The following is a 17090-nucleotide window of genomic DNA, read 5'->3' as shown; positions in this document are numbered from 1 at the left end:
TCGCCGAAAAATCGTGCCATCATTCCGCCAGCACCCAGGTGTCCTTGACGCCGCCGCCCTGCGAGGAGTTCACGACCAGCGATCCCTCCTTCAGCGCCACCCGGGTCAGCCCGCCGGGCACCAGTTCGATCCGTTCGCCCACCAGGCAATAGGGCCGCAGGTCGACATGGCGCGGCGCCACGCCTTCCTCGACGAAGGTCGGCACGGTGGACAGGGCCAGCGTCGGCTGGGCGATGTAGTTGCCCGGGTCGGCCGTCAGCAGCGCCCGGAACCGCTCAACCTCCTCGCGGCTGGCCTTCGGGCCCACCAGCATCCCGTAGCCGCCGGAGCCATGGACCTCCTTCACCACCAGTTCGGGCAGGCGGTCCAGCACATAGGCCAGGTCCTCCGCCTTGCCGCATTGCCAGGTCTGCACGTTCTCCAAGAGCGGCTCCTCGCCCAGGTAGAACCGCACCATCTCGGGCACATAGGTATAGACAGCCTTGTCGTCCGCCACCCCCGCCCCGGGGGCCGAGCAGATCGAAACGCCGCCCGAACGGTAGACATCCATCAGCCCCGGCACGCCCACCATGCTGTCGGGGCGGAAGCACAGCGGATCGAGGAAGGCATCGTCGATCCGGCGGTAGATCACGTCCACCCGCTTCGGCCCCTCGGTGGTGCGGGCGTAGACGTATTCGCCCTCGACGAACAGGTCCTGCCCCTCGACCAGGTCCACCCCCATCAGGTCGGCCAGCAGGGAATGCTCGTAGTAGGCGGAATTGTAATGGCCGGGCGTCAGGATCACCACGTTCGGATCGCCGTCGCATTTCAGCGGCGCGACCGAGGCGAGTGTCCGGCGCAGCACCTCGGAGTAATTGTCCACCGGCTCGATCCGGTTTTCCCGGAACAGGTCCGGGAACATCCGCATCATGATCTCGCGGCTCTCCAGCATGTAGCTGACGCCGCTCGGCGTGCGGCAGTTGTCCTCCAGCACATGGAAACGGTCCGGCCCGGTGCGCACGATGTCGATGCCGACGATGTGGGAATAGACCCCCTTCGGCGGCACGAAGCCCGCCACTTCCTTCTCGTAGGCCTCGTTCCGGTAGACCAGCCGCGAGGGGATGCGCCCGGCCCGCACGATCTCGCCCCGGCCGTAGACATCGACGAGGAAGGCGTTCAGCGCCCGCGCCCGCTGCTTGATGCCGCGCTCCAGCCTTGCCCATTCGGCGGCGGAGAAGACGCGGGGGAACATGTCGAAGGGGATCAGCCGGTCGGGGTCGCCGCCCTCGCCATAGACCGCGAAGGTGATGCCGATGCGGCGGAACAAGGCCTCGGCCTCGGCCTGCTTCAGGGAGCGGAGTTCGACCGGCATCGCCTGCACCCAGTCCTGCAGCCGGGCATAGGGTTGTCGCAGATCGCCGCCGGTTCCGGTCATCTCGTCGAAGCCGTCACGCCTGCCGATGCTGTCCACCCCGAACCCCCTTGCACTTTTCCCCATCCAACCGCCCCGCCCGGTGCCGGTAAAGCCCTTTCCGCGCCGGAACGCCCCGATTTGCCGCCCGGGGGCTGCGCAACTGCCCAATCCTTGGGCATTCCCCGCCGCCGGCGCCCCCGGGGAAGTGAAGCGGGCGGGGTTGAAGCCGGGGCATCGCCGGGCCTAGATGGCGGCAGAGCCAGAAGAGGATGTGCCGATGACCCTGCCCCTGCCCCGCCCCGTCTTCGACGCCAACAGCTCGGCCGGGGGCTTCGGGCGCCTGCCGGAATGGGACCTGTCGGACCTTTACGCCGGCCCCGACGCGCCGGAATTCGCGGCCGACATGGATTGGCTGGAGAAGGCCTGCGCCGATTTCGCTGCCGCCTACGAGGGCAAGCTGGCGACGCTGGACGCGGCGGGCCTGCTGGGCGCCGTGCAGGCCTACGAGCAGATCGACATCGCCGCCGGGCGGATCATGTCCTTCGCCGGCCTGCGCTACTACCAGAACACCATGGACAGCGAGCGGGCGAAGTTCATGGCCGATGCCGAGGGCCGCGTCACCGACGCCACCACGCCGCTGGTATTCTGGAGCCTGGAGTTCAACCGGCTGGAGGATGCCCATCTGGCCCGCCTGCTGGCCGCGAATGCCGACCTCGCCCGCTACAAGCCCGTCTTCGACCGGCTGCGGGCGATGCGGCCGCACCAGCTGTCGGACGAGTTGGAGCGGTTCCTGCACGACGAGTCGGTGGTGGGGGCTTCAGCCTGGAACAAGCTGTTCGACGAAACCCTAGCCGGGATGATGTTCAGCGTGAAGGGCGAGGAGGAGGCGCTAAACCCGGAGGCGACGCTGAACCTGCTGACCGACGCCGACCGCACGAAGCGCGAGGCGGCGGCGCGGGCGCTGGCGGAGGGCTTCGGCAAGCAGATCAAGCTGTTCTCCCGCGTCCATAACACGCTGGCGAAGGAGAAGGAGATCCACGACCGCTGGCGCAAGATGCCCTCGCCCCAGCACGGCCGCCACCTGTCGAACCATGTGGAACCGGAAGTGGTGGAGGCCCTGCGCAACGCCGTGGTCGCCGCCTATCCGAAGCTGAGCCACCGCTACTACCGGCTGAAGGCGAAATGGATGGGGCTGGACAAGCTGCAGGTCTGGGACCGCAACGCGCCGCTGCCGATCGAGCAGCCGAAGACGGTGGACTGGGCCAGTGCCGAGCAGACGGTGATGGAAGCCTATGCCGCCTTCGCCCCCGAGATGGCCGAGATCGCCCGGCCGTTCTTCCAGAAAGGCTGGATCGACGCCGGGGTGAAGCCGGGCAAGGCGCCCGGGGCCTTCGCGCACCCCACGGTGACCACCGTGCATCCCTATGTGATGCTGAACTACCTCGGCAAGCCGCGCGACGTGATGACGCTGGCGCACGAGCTGGGGCATGGCGTGCATCAGGTGCTGGCCGCGGGCCAGGGGGAACTGCTGTCCGCGACGCCCTTGACGCTGGCGGAAACGGCCTCGGTCTTCGGCGAGATGCTGACCTTCCGGCGGCTGCTGGCGGCGGCGAAGACTCCTGCCGAGAAGAAGACCCTGCTGGCCGGCAAGGTCGAGGACATGATCAACACCGTGGTCCGCCAGATCGCCTTCTACGATTTCGAGTGCAAGCTGCACGCCGCGCGGGCCGAGGGCGAGTTGACCCCGGACGACATCAACGCGCTGTGGATGTCGGTGCAGGCGCAGAGCCTGGGCGATGCCTTCGAGTTCATGGACGGCTACGAGACCTTCTGGGCCTATATCCCCCACTTCGTCCACTCGCCCTTCTACGTCTATGCCTATGCCTTCGGCGACGGGCTGGTGAACGCGCTTTACGCGGCCTACGAGGGCGGGCTGCCCGACTTCCAGGCCAAGTATTTCGAGATGCTGAAGGCGGGCGGGTCGAAGCACCACAAGGAGCTGCTGGCGCCCTTCGGGCTGGACCTTTCCGACCCGGCGTTCTGGGGCAAGGGCCTGAACATGATCGCCGGCTTCATCGACGAGTTGGAGAAGCTGGAGGCCTGAGGCGGGGCAGAACCGATCCGCGATATGGCCGGGCGGGAGAAGGCGAGGCACTGCCTCGCCCTCGCCCCTGCGCGACATGTCACCCGGAGACGGCAGTCACGAGAACCCCCGAGAGGCCAGCGCCCGACCCGGCGGGCGAGAAGCGCCTGGCCCAAGGGCGGGTCGGGCGCTGGCCGGGCCTTGAGGGCCCGGCCGGTCTAGGCTGAACCGTTGCGCTGTGGCGAAGGCACACGCCTTCGCCATGGGGATGGCAGGAGGAGGCTTCCGCGCGGGGAACCCGGCGTCAGATCTCCACCGCCCCCTCATAGGCCATGTCCATCATCCGCTGCGTCCCCCGCACGAATTCCAGTGGGCAGGGCCAGGGCGCGCCGTCGCGGATCGACCGGCCGAAGGCTTCCACCTGCAGCCGGTATTGCGGCGCGGCGGGGAAGCGGTCCACGGTCACGCGGTTGCCCTGCACATGCAGCTCCACCTCGGCCATGTCGTTGACATTGGCGTTGAACGGCCCGCCCTCCAGCCGGATCATCCCCCTGTCGCCCTGGAACGTCACCACCTGCCGGTTGTAGAGCCGCATCGAGGTGGTGGAATGGTAGGTGAAGGCACGGCCGTTGCCCGCCATCGTGCCGAAGACCAGCGCATAGGTGTCGATGCCGTTCTCGCGCACCACCCGCGCCTCCATCGCCACCGCCTCCGCCCCGGTCACGAAGCGGGCCGAGCCGAAGGTGTAGACGCCGATGTCGCGCAAGCTGCCGCCGCCGGTCTCGGGCCGGTTGCGGATGTTGCCGGCATCGGTCAGGTTGAAGGAAAAGGCCGCATCGACATGGCGCAGGGTGCCGATCTCGCCCGCCTGCAGCCATTCCTTCGCCCGCTGCCATTGCGGATGGTGGACGATCATATAGGCTTCGGCGGCCAGCAGGCCCGTCCGGTCGCGCTCGGCGATGATCGCGTCGATCTCCTCGGCCTTCAGGGCTATGGGTTTCTCGGTCAGCACATGCTTGCCCGCCCGCAGCGCCTTCAGCGTCCATTCGACATGCAGATGGTTGGGCAGCGGGATGTAGACCGCGTCGATGCCCGGATCGGCCAGCAGCGCCTCGTAGCTGTCGTGCAGCCGCAGCGCGGGGCAGAAGGCCCGGAAGCCCTCGGCCTTGGCCGGGTCCGAGGTCGCCAGCGCCGCCAGTTCCGCGCCGTGGGCGGCATGGATCGCCGGCCCCATATGCTCGCGCGCGAATTTCGCCGCGCCAAGGATGCCCCAACGGATGGTCTTCATGCGCGCTCTCCCCGGTTTTGATGGGCGAAGGCTAGGGCCTATCGGCATTCTCCGCAACCAAGGGGTCGGGCGGGAAAAAGGCGAGGTATTGCCTCGCCCCCGCCCGTGCGCGGCGGTGGCATCCGGAGACCTGTCGGCACGAGACCACGAAATGCCAGCGCCCGCCCGGGCGGGCGAGAAGCGCCCGCCAGGGGGCGGGCGGGCGCTGGCCGGGCCATTGAGGCCCGGCCGGTCCGGTTGACATGGTGCGCTGTGGCGAAGGCGATGGCCTTCGCCAAGCTCAGGCCCTTTCCCCGCCCTTGCGCAGCCCGGCCAGCGCCAACGCCAGGATCGCGGCCAGATAGGCCAGCGACAGCACCAGCAGGGTCAGCCAGGGATAGGTGATCAGCGCCGCCACCCCGGCCACCGCCGCCACCAGCGCATAGCGCGCCCAGGAGGCCGCGATGGTCATCCGCTTCAGGCTGGGGGTGCGCAGGCGGCTGATCATCAGCGCCCCCGCCGCCACCATCCAGGCCGCCACCACCAGCGGCGGCAGCTGGACGTCGGTCACGTTGCTGAGATAGATCGGCAGCAGCGCCAGCATCGCTCCGGCGGGGGAAGGCACGCCGATGAAGGCGGTCTTCTCGGCCGGATCGGCGGTGCGGCTGCCGACGTTGAACCGCGCCAGCCGCAACATGCAGCAGACGGCATAGACCAGCACCGCGATCCAGCCGATCTCGATTTCACTTCTCAGGCCCCAAAGGTAGAGGACCAGCCCCGGAACCACGCCGAAATTGACGAAATCGCACAAGCTGTCCAGCTCGGCGCCGATGGCGCTCTCGCTTTTCAGCATCCTGGCCAGCCGCCCGTCCAGCCCGTCCAGCGCCGCGGCCAGCGCGATCAGGAACACCGCCTCGGCGATGCGGCCCGAGATGGCGAGGCGGATCGCGGTCAGCCCGGCGCAAAGCGCGAGGATCGAGACCAGGTTCGGCAACAGCTTCAGCAGGTGAAGCTGGGGGTCCGAAGGCTTGTCCCCTTGCAGGGCCGGGTCGCGCGGGGCCTTCGGCGCGCGGGCCATCAGTCGATCCTCACCGAACGGGCGGGGGCCTCCTGCCCGATCAGCGCGATCACCGTCTCGCCGCCCACCATGGTCTGGCCGAGGGCAACCTGCGGCTGCACCCCCTCGGGCAGGTAGACGTCAAGCCGGCTGCCGAAGCGGATCAGGCCGAAACGCTCGCCGGTGCGCAGGGTCTGGCCGGGTTTGGTCCAGCAGACGATCCGCCGCGCCACCAGCCCGGCGATCTGCACCACGGCGATCTGGCGGCCGTCGTCCAGCCGGATCGCCAGCGCGTTGCGCTCGTTGTCCTCGGACGCCTTGTCGAGCGAGGCGTTGAGGAACTTGCCGGGCCGGTAGGCGACTGCCGTCACCTCCCCCGCGATGGGGGCACGGTTCACATGGCAGTTGAACACCGACATGAAGACCGAGACCCGCAACAACGGCTGCGGTCCGAGGCCGAGTTCCGGCGGCGGCACCGCGGGGCCGATCAGGCTGACCACGCCGTCGGCGGGGCTGACCAGCAGGCCGCGGTTCTGCGGCACCGCCCGCTTCGGATCGCGGAAGAAGTAGTAGCACCAGACCGTCAGGCCGAGGCCGATCCAGCCGAGCGGCTGCCAGATCAGGAACAGCACCAGCGTCACGGCGGCGAAGACGGGAACGAACTTCCACCCCTCGGGGTGCATCGGCTTCAGGAAGGTTTCGGTCATTTTCATGACGCGCCTCCTACAGTCCTGCGGGCGGCGGAGCAAACGAAAAGCCGCCGCGCGGAGGCCGGGAGGGCGGAGTTTTCGCAAACCCCGCCGCGGAGCCTTCAAGGGCTCCGTCCCGATTTCGGTGCAGGCTTACGCCGGCACCGCCATGCCCTTGCCCTTGGCCAGCTCGCGCATCTTCGCCTGCAGCTTCTCGAAGGCGCGGACCTCGATCTGGCGGATGCGCTCGCGGCTGACGCCGTAGCTTTCGGACAGGTCCTCCAGCGTCTTCGGCTCGTCGGCCAGGCGGCGCTGGATCAGCACGTCCTTCTCGCGGTCGTTCAGCACCGACATCGCCTGCGCCAGAAGCGCGCGGCGGGTGTCCAGCTCGTCCTTCTCGGCATAGGCGCCGGCCTGGTCGCTGTCCTCGTCCTCCAGCCAGTCCTGCCATTGCGCACCGCCGTCCTCGGACCCGACGGTGGCGTTCAGCGAGGCGTCCGAGCCGGCGAGGCGGCGGTTCATCGCGATCACTTCGTCTTCCGACACCGACAGGTCATGGGCGATCTTGGCCACATTCTCGGGGCGCAGGTCGCCTTCCTCCAGCGCGCCGACCTTGGCCTTGGCCTTGCGCAGGTTGAAGAACAGCTTCTTCTGCGCCGAGGTGGTGCCCAGCTTCACCAGCGACCACGACCGCAGGATGTATTCCTGGATCGAGGCGCGGATCCACCACATCGCATAGGTCGCCAGCCGGAAGCCCTTCTCGGGATCGAAACGCTTGACCGCCTGCATCAGGCCGACGTTGGCCTCGGAGATCACCTCGGCCTGCGGCAGGCCATAGCCGCGGTAGCCCATGGCGATCTTGGCGGCCAGCCGCAGGTGGCTGGTCACCAGCCGGTGGGCGGCGGCGCTGTCCTGCCTGTCGACCCAGGCCTTGGCCAGCATGTATTCCTCTTCCGGCTCCAGCAGCGGGAACTTGCGGATTTCCTGAAGGTAGCGGTTCAGCCCCTGTTCGGGACTGGGCGCGGGAAGGTTTGCGTAGGTGCTCAATTCTGCCCCCTATTGTTCGCCCCGGTGCCATCAGCCCCCGGGGACCGGATTACCTAAAGTGACATCTTCCCCTTTGCAAGGGCAGGGCCTTCGTGCCCGTATCACCAAGGTGTCAACGGGATATGTGGGCGGAACCGTCGCCCCGCCAGAATTGTGACCTTCCCATCACGGGAATGTCAGCGCAAACATCGACGGGCGACGGGCAGATCATCGGAGCCTGCAGGGACACAACCGCTCAGATCGCAACACGTTCCCCAAGTTCCACAACGCGGTCGCGCGGCAGGTGGTAGAAGTCGGTCGGATCGGCGGCGAAGCGGCTCATCGCGACATAGGCGCGGTCCAGCAGCAGCTCCAACCCCTGGCCCGTCGCCACCGCCCGGCGGCGGCCGAGAAAGAAGGTCGAGGCCATCACGTCGAACCTCAGCCCGGCGCGGCGGGCATGGGCCATGGCGCGGCTGACGTTCGGCGTCTCCATGAAGCCGAAGCGCAGGGTCAGCCGCAGGAAGCAGCCGCCCAGCAGCTCGACCGTGGCGCGTTCCTCGGCGGTGGCATAGGGGACACGCAGCGTCTCCACCGTCAGGAGCACGGTCTGCTCGTGCAGCACCCGGTTGTGCTTGAGGTTGTGCAGCAGCGCCGAGGGCACGATGTCGGGGTCGCCGGTCAGGAAGAAGGCGGTGCCGGGGATGACATGGGCGGAGCTGTCACGCATCATCCGCACGAAGGAGGGGACGGAAACCGCCATCCGGTGGACCCGCACCCGCACCGCCTGCGCGCCCCGCCACCAGACCCACATCAGCGCGCCGATCCCGGCGGCCACCAGCACCGGCACATAGCCGCCATCGGCGAACTTGGTCAGGTTCGAGGACAGGAACACCGACTCGACCGCCAGGATCGGCGCGGCCAGCAGCACCGCCAGCGGCGGCGCCAGCTTGCCGGAGCGGATCAGGTAGAGCACCCCCAGGATGGTGGTCAGCACCATGGTGCCGGTGACGGCGATGCCATAGGCCGAGGCCAGCGCCTCGGAGGACCGAAAGGACACCACCAGCCAGACCACCCCGGCCAGCAGCAGCCAGTTGACCGCGCCGATGTAGATCTGGCCGCTTTGCCCTTCCGCCGTGTGCAGGATGCGCAGCCGCGGCAGGAAGCCCAGCTGGACCGCGGCGCGGGCCATGGAATAGGCCCCGGTGATCACCGCCTGCGCGGCGATGACGGTGGCGGCGGTGGCCATGGCGACAAGGAAGGGCAGCGCCGGCTCCGGCGCCATGGCGAAGAAGGCATTGCCCGCCCGCTCGGGGTGGGCCAGCACCATGGCGCCCTGGCCGAGGTAGTTCAGCACCAGCGCCGGCAGCACCAGGCCGAACCAGGCCCAGGTGATCGGCCGGCGGCCGAAATGGCCCAGGTCGGCATAGAGCGCCTCGCCCCCGGTCACCGCCAGGAAGACCGCGCCGAGGACGACGAAGGCGACGCCGGGGTGGTTCAGCAGGAAGCCGACGCCCCAGACCGGGCTGAAGGCCGAGGTGACCCAGGGCGTCTCCATCAGGTGCCAGAGGCCGAAGCCGGCGAGGACCAGGAACCACAGCACCGTCACCGGGCCGAACAGCCGCGCCACGCTGGCGGTGCCCCGCCGCTGCACCGCGAAGAGCGCCACGAGGATGCCCAGCGTGACCGGCAGCACATAGCTTTCCAGCGCCGGCAGGACGAGGCCCATCCCCTCCACCGCCGAGAGGACCGAAATCGCGGGGGTGATCGCCGCATCGCCGGCGAAGAGCGCGGCGCCACCGACCGCCAGCAGCAGGATCGGGATCGACCGCCGCCCCACCGCCAGCCGGACCAGGGTATAGAGCGAGAGGATGCCGCCCTCGCCCCGGTTGTCGGCGCGCAGGAGGAAGAAGACGTATTTGACGGTGACGATCAGGATCAATGTCCAGATCAGCAGCGACAGGATGCCCAGCACCTCGGGCGGGCCGGGGCGGGCGACGCCGGTGGCCCGCAGCGCCTCGCGGAAGGCATAGAGCGGCGAGGTGCCGATGTCGCCGTAGACGACGCCGACCGCGCCGAGCGCCAGCGCGGCAAGGCCCTGGCGGCGGGTATGGTCCTGGTGGATGTCGGCCTCGGCATCCGCCTCGGCACGGAGATAATCGGCGATGTCCAGCGCCTCTTCGTCGAACAGCGGAAGCGAGGGCTGGTCCGCGATGCGGACGGGATCATGGATCATGGGTGTCACCGGCGCGTGGGGCGACCGGGTCCTGAATGCTGGGGATGGGGGTCGAAGGGGGACGGGGGCAACGGCAGGCGTCGCTGATGTCCGGTCTCCCGCCTGGCAGGGGGGATGAGCTTTGGCTCCGAAACCATGCCGAACGAGTCGGCGATGGCGGGAGGTTACGCTTCCGTGATCGCCCGCGCAAGATGCTGCACCTGCACGGTGGGGGTGTCCGCCGATCCCGAAGGCGCCGCTGCCGCGGCATTGCTTTCGTGGCAGCTGGCGGAGTCGCTTGCGGCTGCTGTCGAGTGATGGGGGCATTCTGCTCCCAAACCCCCTGAGGATATTTAGGGACAGATGAATTTGAGGAAGAGCGCATCTTCCATTTCACCTGTCCATAAATATCCCCGCCGGAGGCACGCCCGAGCCGGTTGCGCGCTTGCGCGCAGAGGCGAGACAAAAGGCTTGCGCCGCAAGGCGCTCGACAAGGCGACGGTTCAGCCCGCGCGCAAGGCGGCAAGGAGGGATTCCATGTCCTCCGGCAGGGGTGCTGCGAATTCCAGTCTTTCGCCAGTCGCCGGATGCACGAACCCCAGCGTCGCCGCGTGCAGCGCCTGGCGGGGGAAGGCGTTGCCGAGGGCGGCGCCCTGCCCCAGGGCGCGCTCCGACAGCCGGCGCTTGCCGCCGTAGGTCTGGTCGCCGAGGAGGCCGTGGCCGGCATGGGCCATGTGGACGCGGATCTGATGGGTGCGGCCGGTCTCCAGCCAGCATTCGACCAGCGCGGCCTGGTCGGCGAAAGCCTCCAGCACCCGGAGCCGCGTCACCGCCGGGCGGCCCTGCCCGTCCCAGACCACCGCCTGCCGCTGCCGGTCGGTGCGGTGGCGGGCGAGGCCGGTGGCGATGCGGATCACCCCGCCGGGCTCGAAGGTCACGCCGCGCACCCCGCGCAGGCGGGGGTCGGCGGGTTGCGGCACGCCATGGACCAGCGCCAGATAGCGGCGCGTCACCGTATGGGCGGCGAATTGCGCGGCAAGGCCGTGATGCGCCCGGTCGGACTTCGCCGCGACCAGAAGGCCGGTGGTGTCCTTGTCGATGCGGTGGACGATGCCGGGCCGCCGCTCGCCGCCGATGCCGGAAAGGCTGTCGCCGCAATGGTGCATCAGCGCATTGGCCAGCGTGCCCGAGGGGCTGCCGGGGGCGGGATGCACCACCATCCCCGCCGGCTTGTTCACCACGATCAGGTCGGCGTCCTCATGCACCACCGCCAGCGGGATCGCCTCCGGCCGCAGGTCGGCCTCGGCCGAGGGGGCGAGGCGCAGGGTGAAGACCTCGCCCGGCAGCACCTTCTCCTTCGGGTTGGTCACCGCCTGCCCGTCGCGGAAGACCGCGCCTTCGGCGATCAGCCGGGCAAGACGGGACCGCGACAGCGCCGCCGCCTCTGGCACCGCGGCGGCAAGCGCCTTATCAAGGCGCTCGGGCGCATCGCCGGCAAGGGTGACGCTCAGGGCCGTGGTCTCGTCCTCGTTCCCGTCATCGAAAGGGTCCTGCATGGAAGAAGCTCCGGCCGGGGAAGGCCTGCCGCCTTCGCTGAGATTGCTGAAAGCACTGGTGATCGTGCTGACGCTGGTGATGATCGGCGGTGTCATAACCGTGGTGGCGCTGCTTGTCACCCGGATGCCGCAGGTGCTGCAGGGGGTGCCGAAGCTGCCGGAGGGGATCGAGATGCCCGAAGGGACGCAGGCAGAGGCGGTGACCTTCGGCAAGGGCTGGATCGCGGTGGTCACGCAGGACGGCCGTATCCTCGTGTTCAATGCCGAGGGGCGGCTGCGGCAGGAGCTGCGGCTGGACGCGGCCGATCCCTGATACAATCTCGCCGGACTGCCTCTCGCGCGCAACAGAGGCCGGTGCCCGACCGCGGGTGGGCGCTTCCGACGGCGCGTAGCCGGCGCTTTATGGGGCGGCCCCTCTCATGACCCGAGCGGAGAACCGACGGCGCAGAAGCGCCCGCCCATGGGGCGGTCGGGCGCTGGCCGGGGGCGCGTTCCGCGCCTGTTGACCCGGCCGGAGCTTCATCGGGTAGGTGGCGCGAAGGCTCATCTCGGCAGGGCTCACCCCCTCGAGCGCCGCGCCCGCTCCGCATCGCGCCAGGCCACCCAGTCGGCCGCGGCCGCTTCCACCGCCTGCCGGACGCAGGCGCCGATGGCCTCTCCCACCGCGGTGTGCAGGCCGGCATAGCGGCCCTGCCCCGCCTTGCAGGCCAGCGCCAGGCAGTCGGTCCCCGTCCCGGTCGCCTGCCCGGTCGCCAGCATCAGCCCCGCCGCCATCACCCCGGCGGTGCGGGCCTGCACGGCGATGGTCAGCGCCTCCAGCTGCGCCGTCTCGGTCAGGGCAGCGTCGGTGGCGGCGAGGATGTTGATGGTGCCGTAATCCGCCGGATGCCAGGGTAGCCGCCGCCCGACCGATTCCGCGTTGGAAAGGCCCAGCGTCACCACGCAGGCGGCGCGGATGTCCTGCACCTGCGCCGCGGCCTGCCGCCAGGTGCCGACATCGCGCGAGGTCAGCATCCCCACCGCCCCCGGCGCCCGGGCCATCTGGTCGGCGAACCAGTCCTCGACCGGGAAATCCGGGGTCAGGTCGGCGTTCCGGACCTCGCGCCACAGCACCGTGTCGGTGGTGCGGTAGCCGGCGCCATAGGGGGCATGGGACAGGATGCGCATCGGCGCGGGCAGGCGGGCCGCCAGCCAGGGCCGGTCCAGCGCGACCTCGATCACCGCACCACCCCGGTCGGCTGGAACACCGGGCCGTCGGGGGTGTCGGCGTGGAAGCCGCGGATGCCAAAGACCTCGGCCAGCCGCCGGTCGGTCAGCACCTCGGCCGGCGGCCCGTCCGCCACCAGCTGCCCGCGGTGCAGCATCAAAAGCCGCGAGCAATGGCGGGCGGCGAGGCCGAGGTCGTGGATCGAGGCGACCACGGCGCGGCCCTCGGCGGCGAGCCCCGCGAAGACCTCCATGGTGCGGATCTGCGCCTCGGGGTCGAGGCCCGCCACCGGCTCGTCGGCCAGGAGCAGCGGCGTCTCCTGCGCCAGCGCCCGGGCGATCAGCACCCGCGCCTGTTCGCCGCCCGACAGCGCGGTGGCGATGCGGTGGCGGTAGGCGTGCAGGGCCATCCGGTCCAGCGCATCGTTCACCGCCGCCGCACCCGTCCCGCCATGCGGGGCGCGGCCCAGGGCGACCAGCGTCTCCACCGTCACCGGCCAGGCGATGTCGCGGCCCTGCGGCAGGAAGGCGGCAGCCTTGGCCCGCGCCTTCGGCGGCAGCGCCGACAGCGAGGACCGGCCCTGATGCGGCAGCAGGCCGAGGGCGCCGCGCAGCAGGCTGGTCTTGCCGGCGCCGTTGGGGCCGATCAGGCCGACGAATTCGCCCTCGCCGATGGTCAGGGTGACGCCATCCACCACCGGGCATTCGCCGCGGCGCACGGTCAGGTTCTCCAGCGCCAGCAGGGTCATGCCTCCACCCTCCGCATCCGCCAGATCAGGTGCAGGAAGAAGGGTGTGCCGACGATGGCGGTCAGCACCCCCAGCTTCAGGTCCTTGTCCGGAGCGATCAGGCGGGTGGCGATGTCGGCAGCCAGCAGCATCGCCGCGCCCCCGAGCGCCGCCGCGGGCAGCAGCCGCGACGGCCGCGCGCCCACCAGCGGCCGCAGGATATGCGGCACGACGAGGCCGACGAAGCCCACGGCGCCGGCCACCGCGACCGAGGCGCCGATGGCGGCGGCGGTGCCGAGGATCAGCGTCCAGCGCAGGCGGCCGAGGTTCACCCCCATCGAATGCGCCGCATCCTCGCCCAGCGTCAGCGCATCGAGGCCGGGACCAAGCGTCAGCAGCGCGCCCATGCCGATCAGGATGAAGGGCGCGGCCAGCCAGACATGGGTCATCGAGCGGTCGGCCAGCGAGCCCATCATCCAGTAGACGATCTCCATCGCCGCGAAGGGGTTGGGCGAGAGGTTCAGCACCAGCGAGGTCAGCGCCGCGGCCAGCGCCGAGATGGCGATGCCCGCAAGGATCAGCGCCAGCGCGCCGCCGCGGGGACCGGCCAGCAGCAGGATCACCAGCACCGACCCGGCCGCCCCGGCCAGCGCCGCCAAAGGCAGGGCCAGCGCGAAGCTGGCGGCAAGGCCGGTCTGCAGGGCGAGGACGGCGCCCAATGCAGCGGAGGAGGAGACGCCGATCAGCCCCGGCTCCGCCAGCGGATTGCGCAGGTAGCCCTGCATCGCCGCCCCGGCCAGCCCGAAGGCCGCCCCGGTCAGCAGGCCGAGGATGGCGCGCGGCAGCCGGATCTCCTGCATCACCAGCACCACCGGCCCGCCCTCGCCGCGGAACAGCGCCGCGAGGCTTTCGCCGAGGCCGAGGCCCGCGGGGCCGATCAGCAGCGAGGCGGCGAACAGCGCCGCGACCAGCAGGGCCAGCAGCGGGAAAAGCATCTTCATTCCAGCGCCTCCCGCGCGGTCCGCATCGCCCGCATCGCCCGCAGGACATGCGGGGTGCCGCAGATCCAGTCGGCATCGGTGGTGGTGGCGATCCCCGCCCTCTGCCGCAGCACCGCCAGCGCCGGATGGGTCAGCAGGTCCTCGGACCGCGAGGCGCCGGGATAGGGGGTCGAGGTGACCACCACATCCGGCTCGGCCAGCACCAGCCGCTCCAGCGGCAGGGTGCCGCCGCCGGTCAGCCCGGCACTGGCGGCGACGTTGCGGAATCCGGTATGGGCCAGCACGTCGTCCGCCAATGTGCCCTCGCCGGCGGTATAGCCGTTGGGGTAGTAGAGCGCCGCGGTCGCCTCCGGCCCGGTCCAGTCCAGCGCGGCGACCCCGGCGCGGAACTCCTCGGCCAGCGCCTCGGCCTGCGGCTCGCGGCCGAGCGCGCGGCCGATCAGCAGGATCTGGTCGGTCACCTCGTCCAGCGAATTCACTGGCGCGACCTGCACCACCGGCACGCCGAGGCGGCGCAGCAGTTCCACCGAGGGGACCGAGGTATAGGTGCCGGCCAGCACGAGGTCGGGCTTCAGCAGGAAGATCTGCTCGGCCTGCCCGCGGTTCTCCGGGTAGGCCGCCGCCTCCGCCACCATCGAGGAGGACAGCGGGTCGCGGGCCAGATGGCTGACCGAGACCAGCTGCCCCGGCGCCGCCAGCAGCATCGCCAGCTGGTCGGTGCAGAGGTTCATCGAGACGACGCGGGCGGGGGCGTCGGCGAGGGCCGGGGGGGCGAGGAAGGCGGCAAGGGCCAGCGCGCGGAGAAGGCGCGGCCCGCTCCCTGCCCTGCCTGCCCGGCCCTTGCCCATGATATCGCCCTTTCGTGAGACGGGGCCGGAACGCGATGGCATCCGGCCCGCGGGGGATCAGAACTTCATCTGCAGGCCGAGATAGGCTGCCCGCCCGGAAGTGCCATAGCCCGGCAGGATCTGGTAGTCGCGGTCGAAGACATTCTCGACCCGCATCGAAAGCTCGGTGGTTTCGGTCAGGTCGTAGCTCGCCCCGACATTGACGACCGTATAGTCGTCGAGCGGCGTGCCGAACTCGGCGGGCCGCCCCGAGACGTGCTGCAGGCCGACATGACCCGACAGCCGGTCGGAGAGGTCGCCCGTCAGCGTCAGGGCAAGGCTGTGGAACGGCACCCGGCCGAGACGCGCGCCGGTCGGGCCGCGCGCATCGGTGTAGGTGTAGGACAACCCGAGGCTGGCCGCATCCGACAGGGCGACATCGCCCGAAAGCTCGATCCCGCGGCGCTTCGAGGTGCCGGGGACGTTTTCATACATGTTCGTGCTGCCGGGGGGCAGCGTGCCCAGGCAGGCCGGAGCCCAGTCCCCGCAGTAGGTGATCGCGTCATCCGTATCGACGGCGAGCAGGGTCACGCTCAGATCGGCCCTCTCCCCGACGCGGTAGTCGGCTCCGATCTCGAAACTGCGGCTTTCCTCTGCTGTCAAATCAGGGTTGGGACCAATGCTCCAACTGGGATCACCATAGAGTTCGTAGAGGGAAGGTGCACGGAACCCCGTGGACGCGGCGGCGCGCAGGGTCAGGTCGGGCATCGCCTGCCAGGCCAGCGCGATCCGCCCGCTGGGCTGGCTGCCAAAGGACGAATGCTCGTCATGGCGCAGGCTCAGCGACAGGTCCAGCACGTCCGAGGGCGACCAGATGCCCTGCAGGTAGATCCCGCCGATACGGGTAGACTCGCCGGCGGGCAGCGCGGCGTTGGTCGCCGTCTCCTCCATCCAGTCCGCCCCGTAGACCAGCGTCAGCGTCTGCGAGATTTCGGTGGTGCCGCGATAGCCGAAGCCGAGCCTTTCGCCGGTGAAGGTGCTGACAAGCCCTGCAGCTTCGTCGTCCCGGGAAATCCGGTAGCGCGTCGCCTCGAACAGATGCTCGGAGTTGCCCATTTCGTATTCGGCGAATAGACGGCCGCCGAACTCACGGCGGTCCTGCCGTTCTGTGGTCGTATCGGTAAACTCCTCCCAGCCATCGCCGTCGATATCGGCATAGCCATCATACTCATTCTCGGCATCCTGCCCGAACACCGAGAAGCCGATGGCCAGCGTGTCGCTGACCCGGTAGCGGGTCGAGAACGACAGCCGGGTGGCGTCGTAGCCGTCGGCTTCGAGCGAAGGATCGCGCGGCTTGGTGTCGTAGGAGGAGAAGCCGTCGCTGTGGATGCGCGAGGCGGTGAAGGCGGTCTCGATCCGGTCGTCCTTGTAGCCCAGCGAATAGCGCAGGCTGGCGGTGCCGTAGCTGCCCCCCTCGACGGCGACGGACTGGTGCAGCCCGCCTTCCAGCGCGGCGCGGGTGGTGATGTTGATCACCCCGCCCACGGCCGAGCCGCCCCAGAGCGCGGATTGCGAGCCGCGCAGCACCTCCACCCGGCCGACATCGGCGGTGGAAAGCGCGCCGAAGTCGAACTCGGTGGCGATGCCGGTGGGATCGTCCACCCGGATGCCGTCGATGTAGACGGCGACGTAGCGCGAGGAGGCGCCGCGGATGCCGAGTTTGGTCTGCGTTCCCATCGGGCCGTTCTGCACCACGCTGATGCCGGGCAGGCGCGAGAGATAGCTGGAAAGCTGGATGTCGCCGGCCTCCTCCAGGTCTTCCTCGGTCACCACGGAAACGGAAACGCCGGTGCGGATGTCCTCGAAGGCCGTGCGCAGGGCCGTCAGCGTGATGGTGCCGAGAAACGTCTCCTCCTCCTGCGCCAGGGCGGGAGTGGCGGCAAGCGCGGCCCATAGGGCCAGTCTGGAGATGCCTTGCATGTGGCGTCCTTTCCCTTGCGGGACCATCCGGCCCCTGCGATGCGTTTTCCGGGAAAGGTCGC

Annotated in this window: 15 protein-coding genes; 3 read left to right on the top strand and 12 right to left on the bottom strand. The window is 69.7% G+C overall.

The features are described 5' to 3' along the window. Positions 1-19 precede the first annotated feature (19 nt). Complete coding sequence (locus G5B31_RS13385) at positions 20-1414, bottom strand: circularly permuted type 2 ATP-grasp protein (RefSeq protein ID WP_165018580.1); 1395 nt, start codon at positions 1412-1414, stop codon at positions 20-22. Between the two features lie 256 nt (positions 1415-1670). Between G5B31_RS13385 and G5B31_RS13380 the strand changes: the two genes are divergently transcribed. Further along, positions 1671-3497 carry a M3 family oligoendopeptidase gene (locus tag G5B31_RS13380; RefSeq protein WP_165018464.1) on the top strand — a complete coding sequence of 609 codons (1827 nt, stop codon included), beginning with the start codon at positions 1671-1673 and terminating at the stop codon, positions 3495-3497. A gap of 283 nt (positions 3498-3780) precedes the next feature. Here G5B31_RS13380 and G5B31_RS13375 read toward each other — a convergent pair whose 3' ends face one another. The 5 genes from G5B31_RS13375 to G5B31_RS13355 form a co-directional block, all read right to left on the bottom strand. After that, complete coding sequence (locus tag G5B31_RS13375) at positions 3781-4764, bottom strand: Gfo/Idh/MocA family protein (protein WP_165018461.1); 984 nt, start codon at positions 4762-4764, stop codon at positions 3781-3783. A gap of 280 nt (positions 4765-5044) precedes the next feature. Next, a complete protein-coding gene (gene pssA / locus G5B31_RS13370; RefSeq protein WP_165018459.1) occupies positions 5045-5821 on the bottom strand; it encodes a CDP-diacylglycerol--serine O-phosphatidyltransferase in 777 nt (258 codons plus the stop codon). Then, a complete protein-coding gene (locus tag G5B31_RS13365; RefSeq protein ID WP_276616175.1) occupies positions 5821-6549 on the bottom strand; it encodes a phosphatidylserine decarboxylase in 729 nt (242 codons plus the stop codon). Before G5B31_RS13365 ends, pssA begins: the two co-directional genes overlap by 1 nt. A 93-nt stretch (positions 6550-6642) precedes the next feature. Next, positions 6643-7536: an RNA polymerase sigma factor RpoH gene (gene rpoH, locus G5B31_RS13360; RefSeq protein ID WP_165018455.1), complete on the bottom strand. Its 894-nt coding sequence runs from the start codon at positions 7534-7536 to the stop codon at positions 6643-6645. Between the two features lie 235 nt (positions 7537-7771). Next, positions 7772-9751, bottom strand: coding sequence for a potassium transporter Kup (locus G5B31_RS13355; RefSeq protein WP_165018453.1), 1980 nt, complete (start codon positions 9749-9751; stop codon positions 7772-7774). Between the two features lie 114 nt (positions 9752-9865). On the opposite strand from G5B31_RS13355, the gene G5B31_RS13350 reads away from it, so the two are divergent. After that, positions 9866-10048 (top strand): hypothetical protein, encoded by a 183-nt coding sequence (locus G5B31_RS13350; protein ID WP_165018451.1) that lies wholly within the window; start codon positions 9866-9868, stop codon positions 10046-10048. A gap of 185 nt (positions 10049-10233) precedes the next feature. On the opposite strand, the gene G5B31_RS13345 is transcribed toward G5B31_RS13350, so the two are convergent. Continuing rightward, positions 10234-11286 carry an RluA family pseudouridine synthase gene (locus tag G5B31_RS13345; protein WP_165018449.1) on the bottom strand — a complete coding sequence of 351 codons (1053 nt, stop codon included), beginning with the start codon at positions 11284-11286 and terminating at the stop codon, positions 10234-10236. Between G5B31_RS13345 and G5B31_RS13340 the strand changes: the two genes are divergently transcribed. Then, entirely contained in the window at positions 11285-11599 is a 315-nt protein-coding gene (locus G5B31_RS13340) for a DUF6476 family protein (protein WP_165018447.1), read from the top strand. The two genes, G5B31_RS13345 and G5B31_RS13340, sit on opposite strands and share 2 nt — an antisense overlap. A 245-nt stretch (positions 11600-11844) precedes the next feature. Here G5B31_RS13340 and G5B31_RS13335 read toward each other — a convergent pair whose 3' ends face one another. From G5B31_RS13335 to G5B31_RS13315, 5 genes are read right to left on the bottom strand one after another with little or no spacing between them, the layout of a single operon-like run. Next, a complete protein-coding gene (locus G5B31_RS13335) occupies positions 11845-12507 on the bottom strand; it encodes an adenosylcobinamide amidohydrolase (RefSeq protein ID WP_165018445.1) in 663 nt (220 codons plus the stop codon). Further along, positions 12504-13241, bottom strand: coding sequence for an ABC transporter ATP-binding protein (locus tag G5B31_RS13330; RefSeq protein ID WP_165018443.1), 738 nt, complete (start codon positions 13239-13241; stop codon positions 12504-12506). Before G5B31_RS13330 ends, G5B31_RS13335 begins: the two co-directional genes overlap by 4 nt. Further along, positions 13238-14221, bottom strand: coding sequence for an iron ABC transporter permease (locus G5B31_RS13325; RefSeq protein WP_165018441.1), 984 nt, complete (start codon positions 14219-14221; stop codon positions 13238-13240). The genes G5B31_RS13330 and G5B31_RS13325 overlap by 4 nt, the downstream gene beginning before the upstream one ends. Beyond that, entirely contained in the window at positions 14218-15069 is an 852-nt protein-coding gene (locus tag G5B31_RS13320; RefSeq protein WP_165018439.1) for an ABC transporter substrate-binding protein, read from the bottom strand. The genes G5B31_RS13325 and G5B31_RS13320 overlap by 4 nt, the downstream gene beginning before the upstream one ends. A gap of 57 nt (positions 15070-15126) precedes the next feature. Next, the gene (locus G5B31_RS13315) at positions 15127-17028 is read right to left on the bottom strand and encodes a TonB-dependent siderophore receptor (RefSeq protein ID WP_165018437.1); all 1902 of its coding nucleotides are present in this window, start codon (positions 17026-17028) and stop codon (positions 15127-15129) included. Positions 17029-17090: the final 62 nt, after the last annotated feature.

The organism is Rhodobacter sp. SGA-6-6 (assembly GCF_011043545.1).
Classification (GTDB): domain Bacteria; phylum Pseudomonadota; class Alphaproteobacteria; order Rhodobacterales; family Rhodobacteraceae; genus Pseudogemmobacter.
This window is presented reverse-complemented; position numbering and strand designations above follow the sequence as displayed.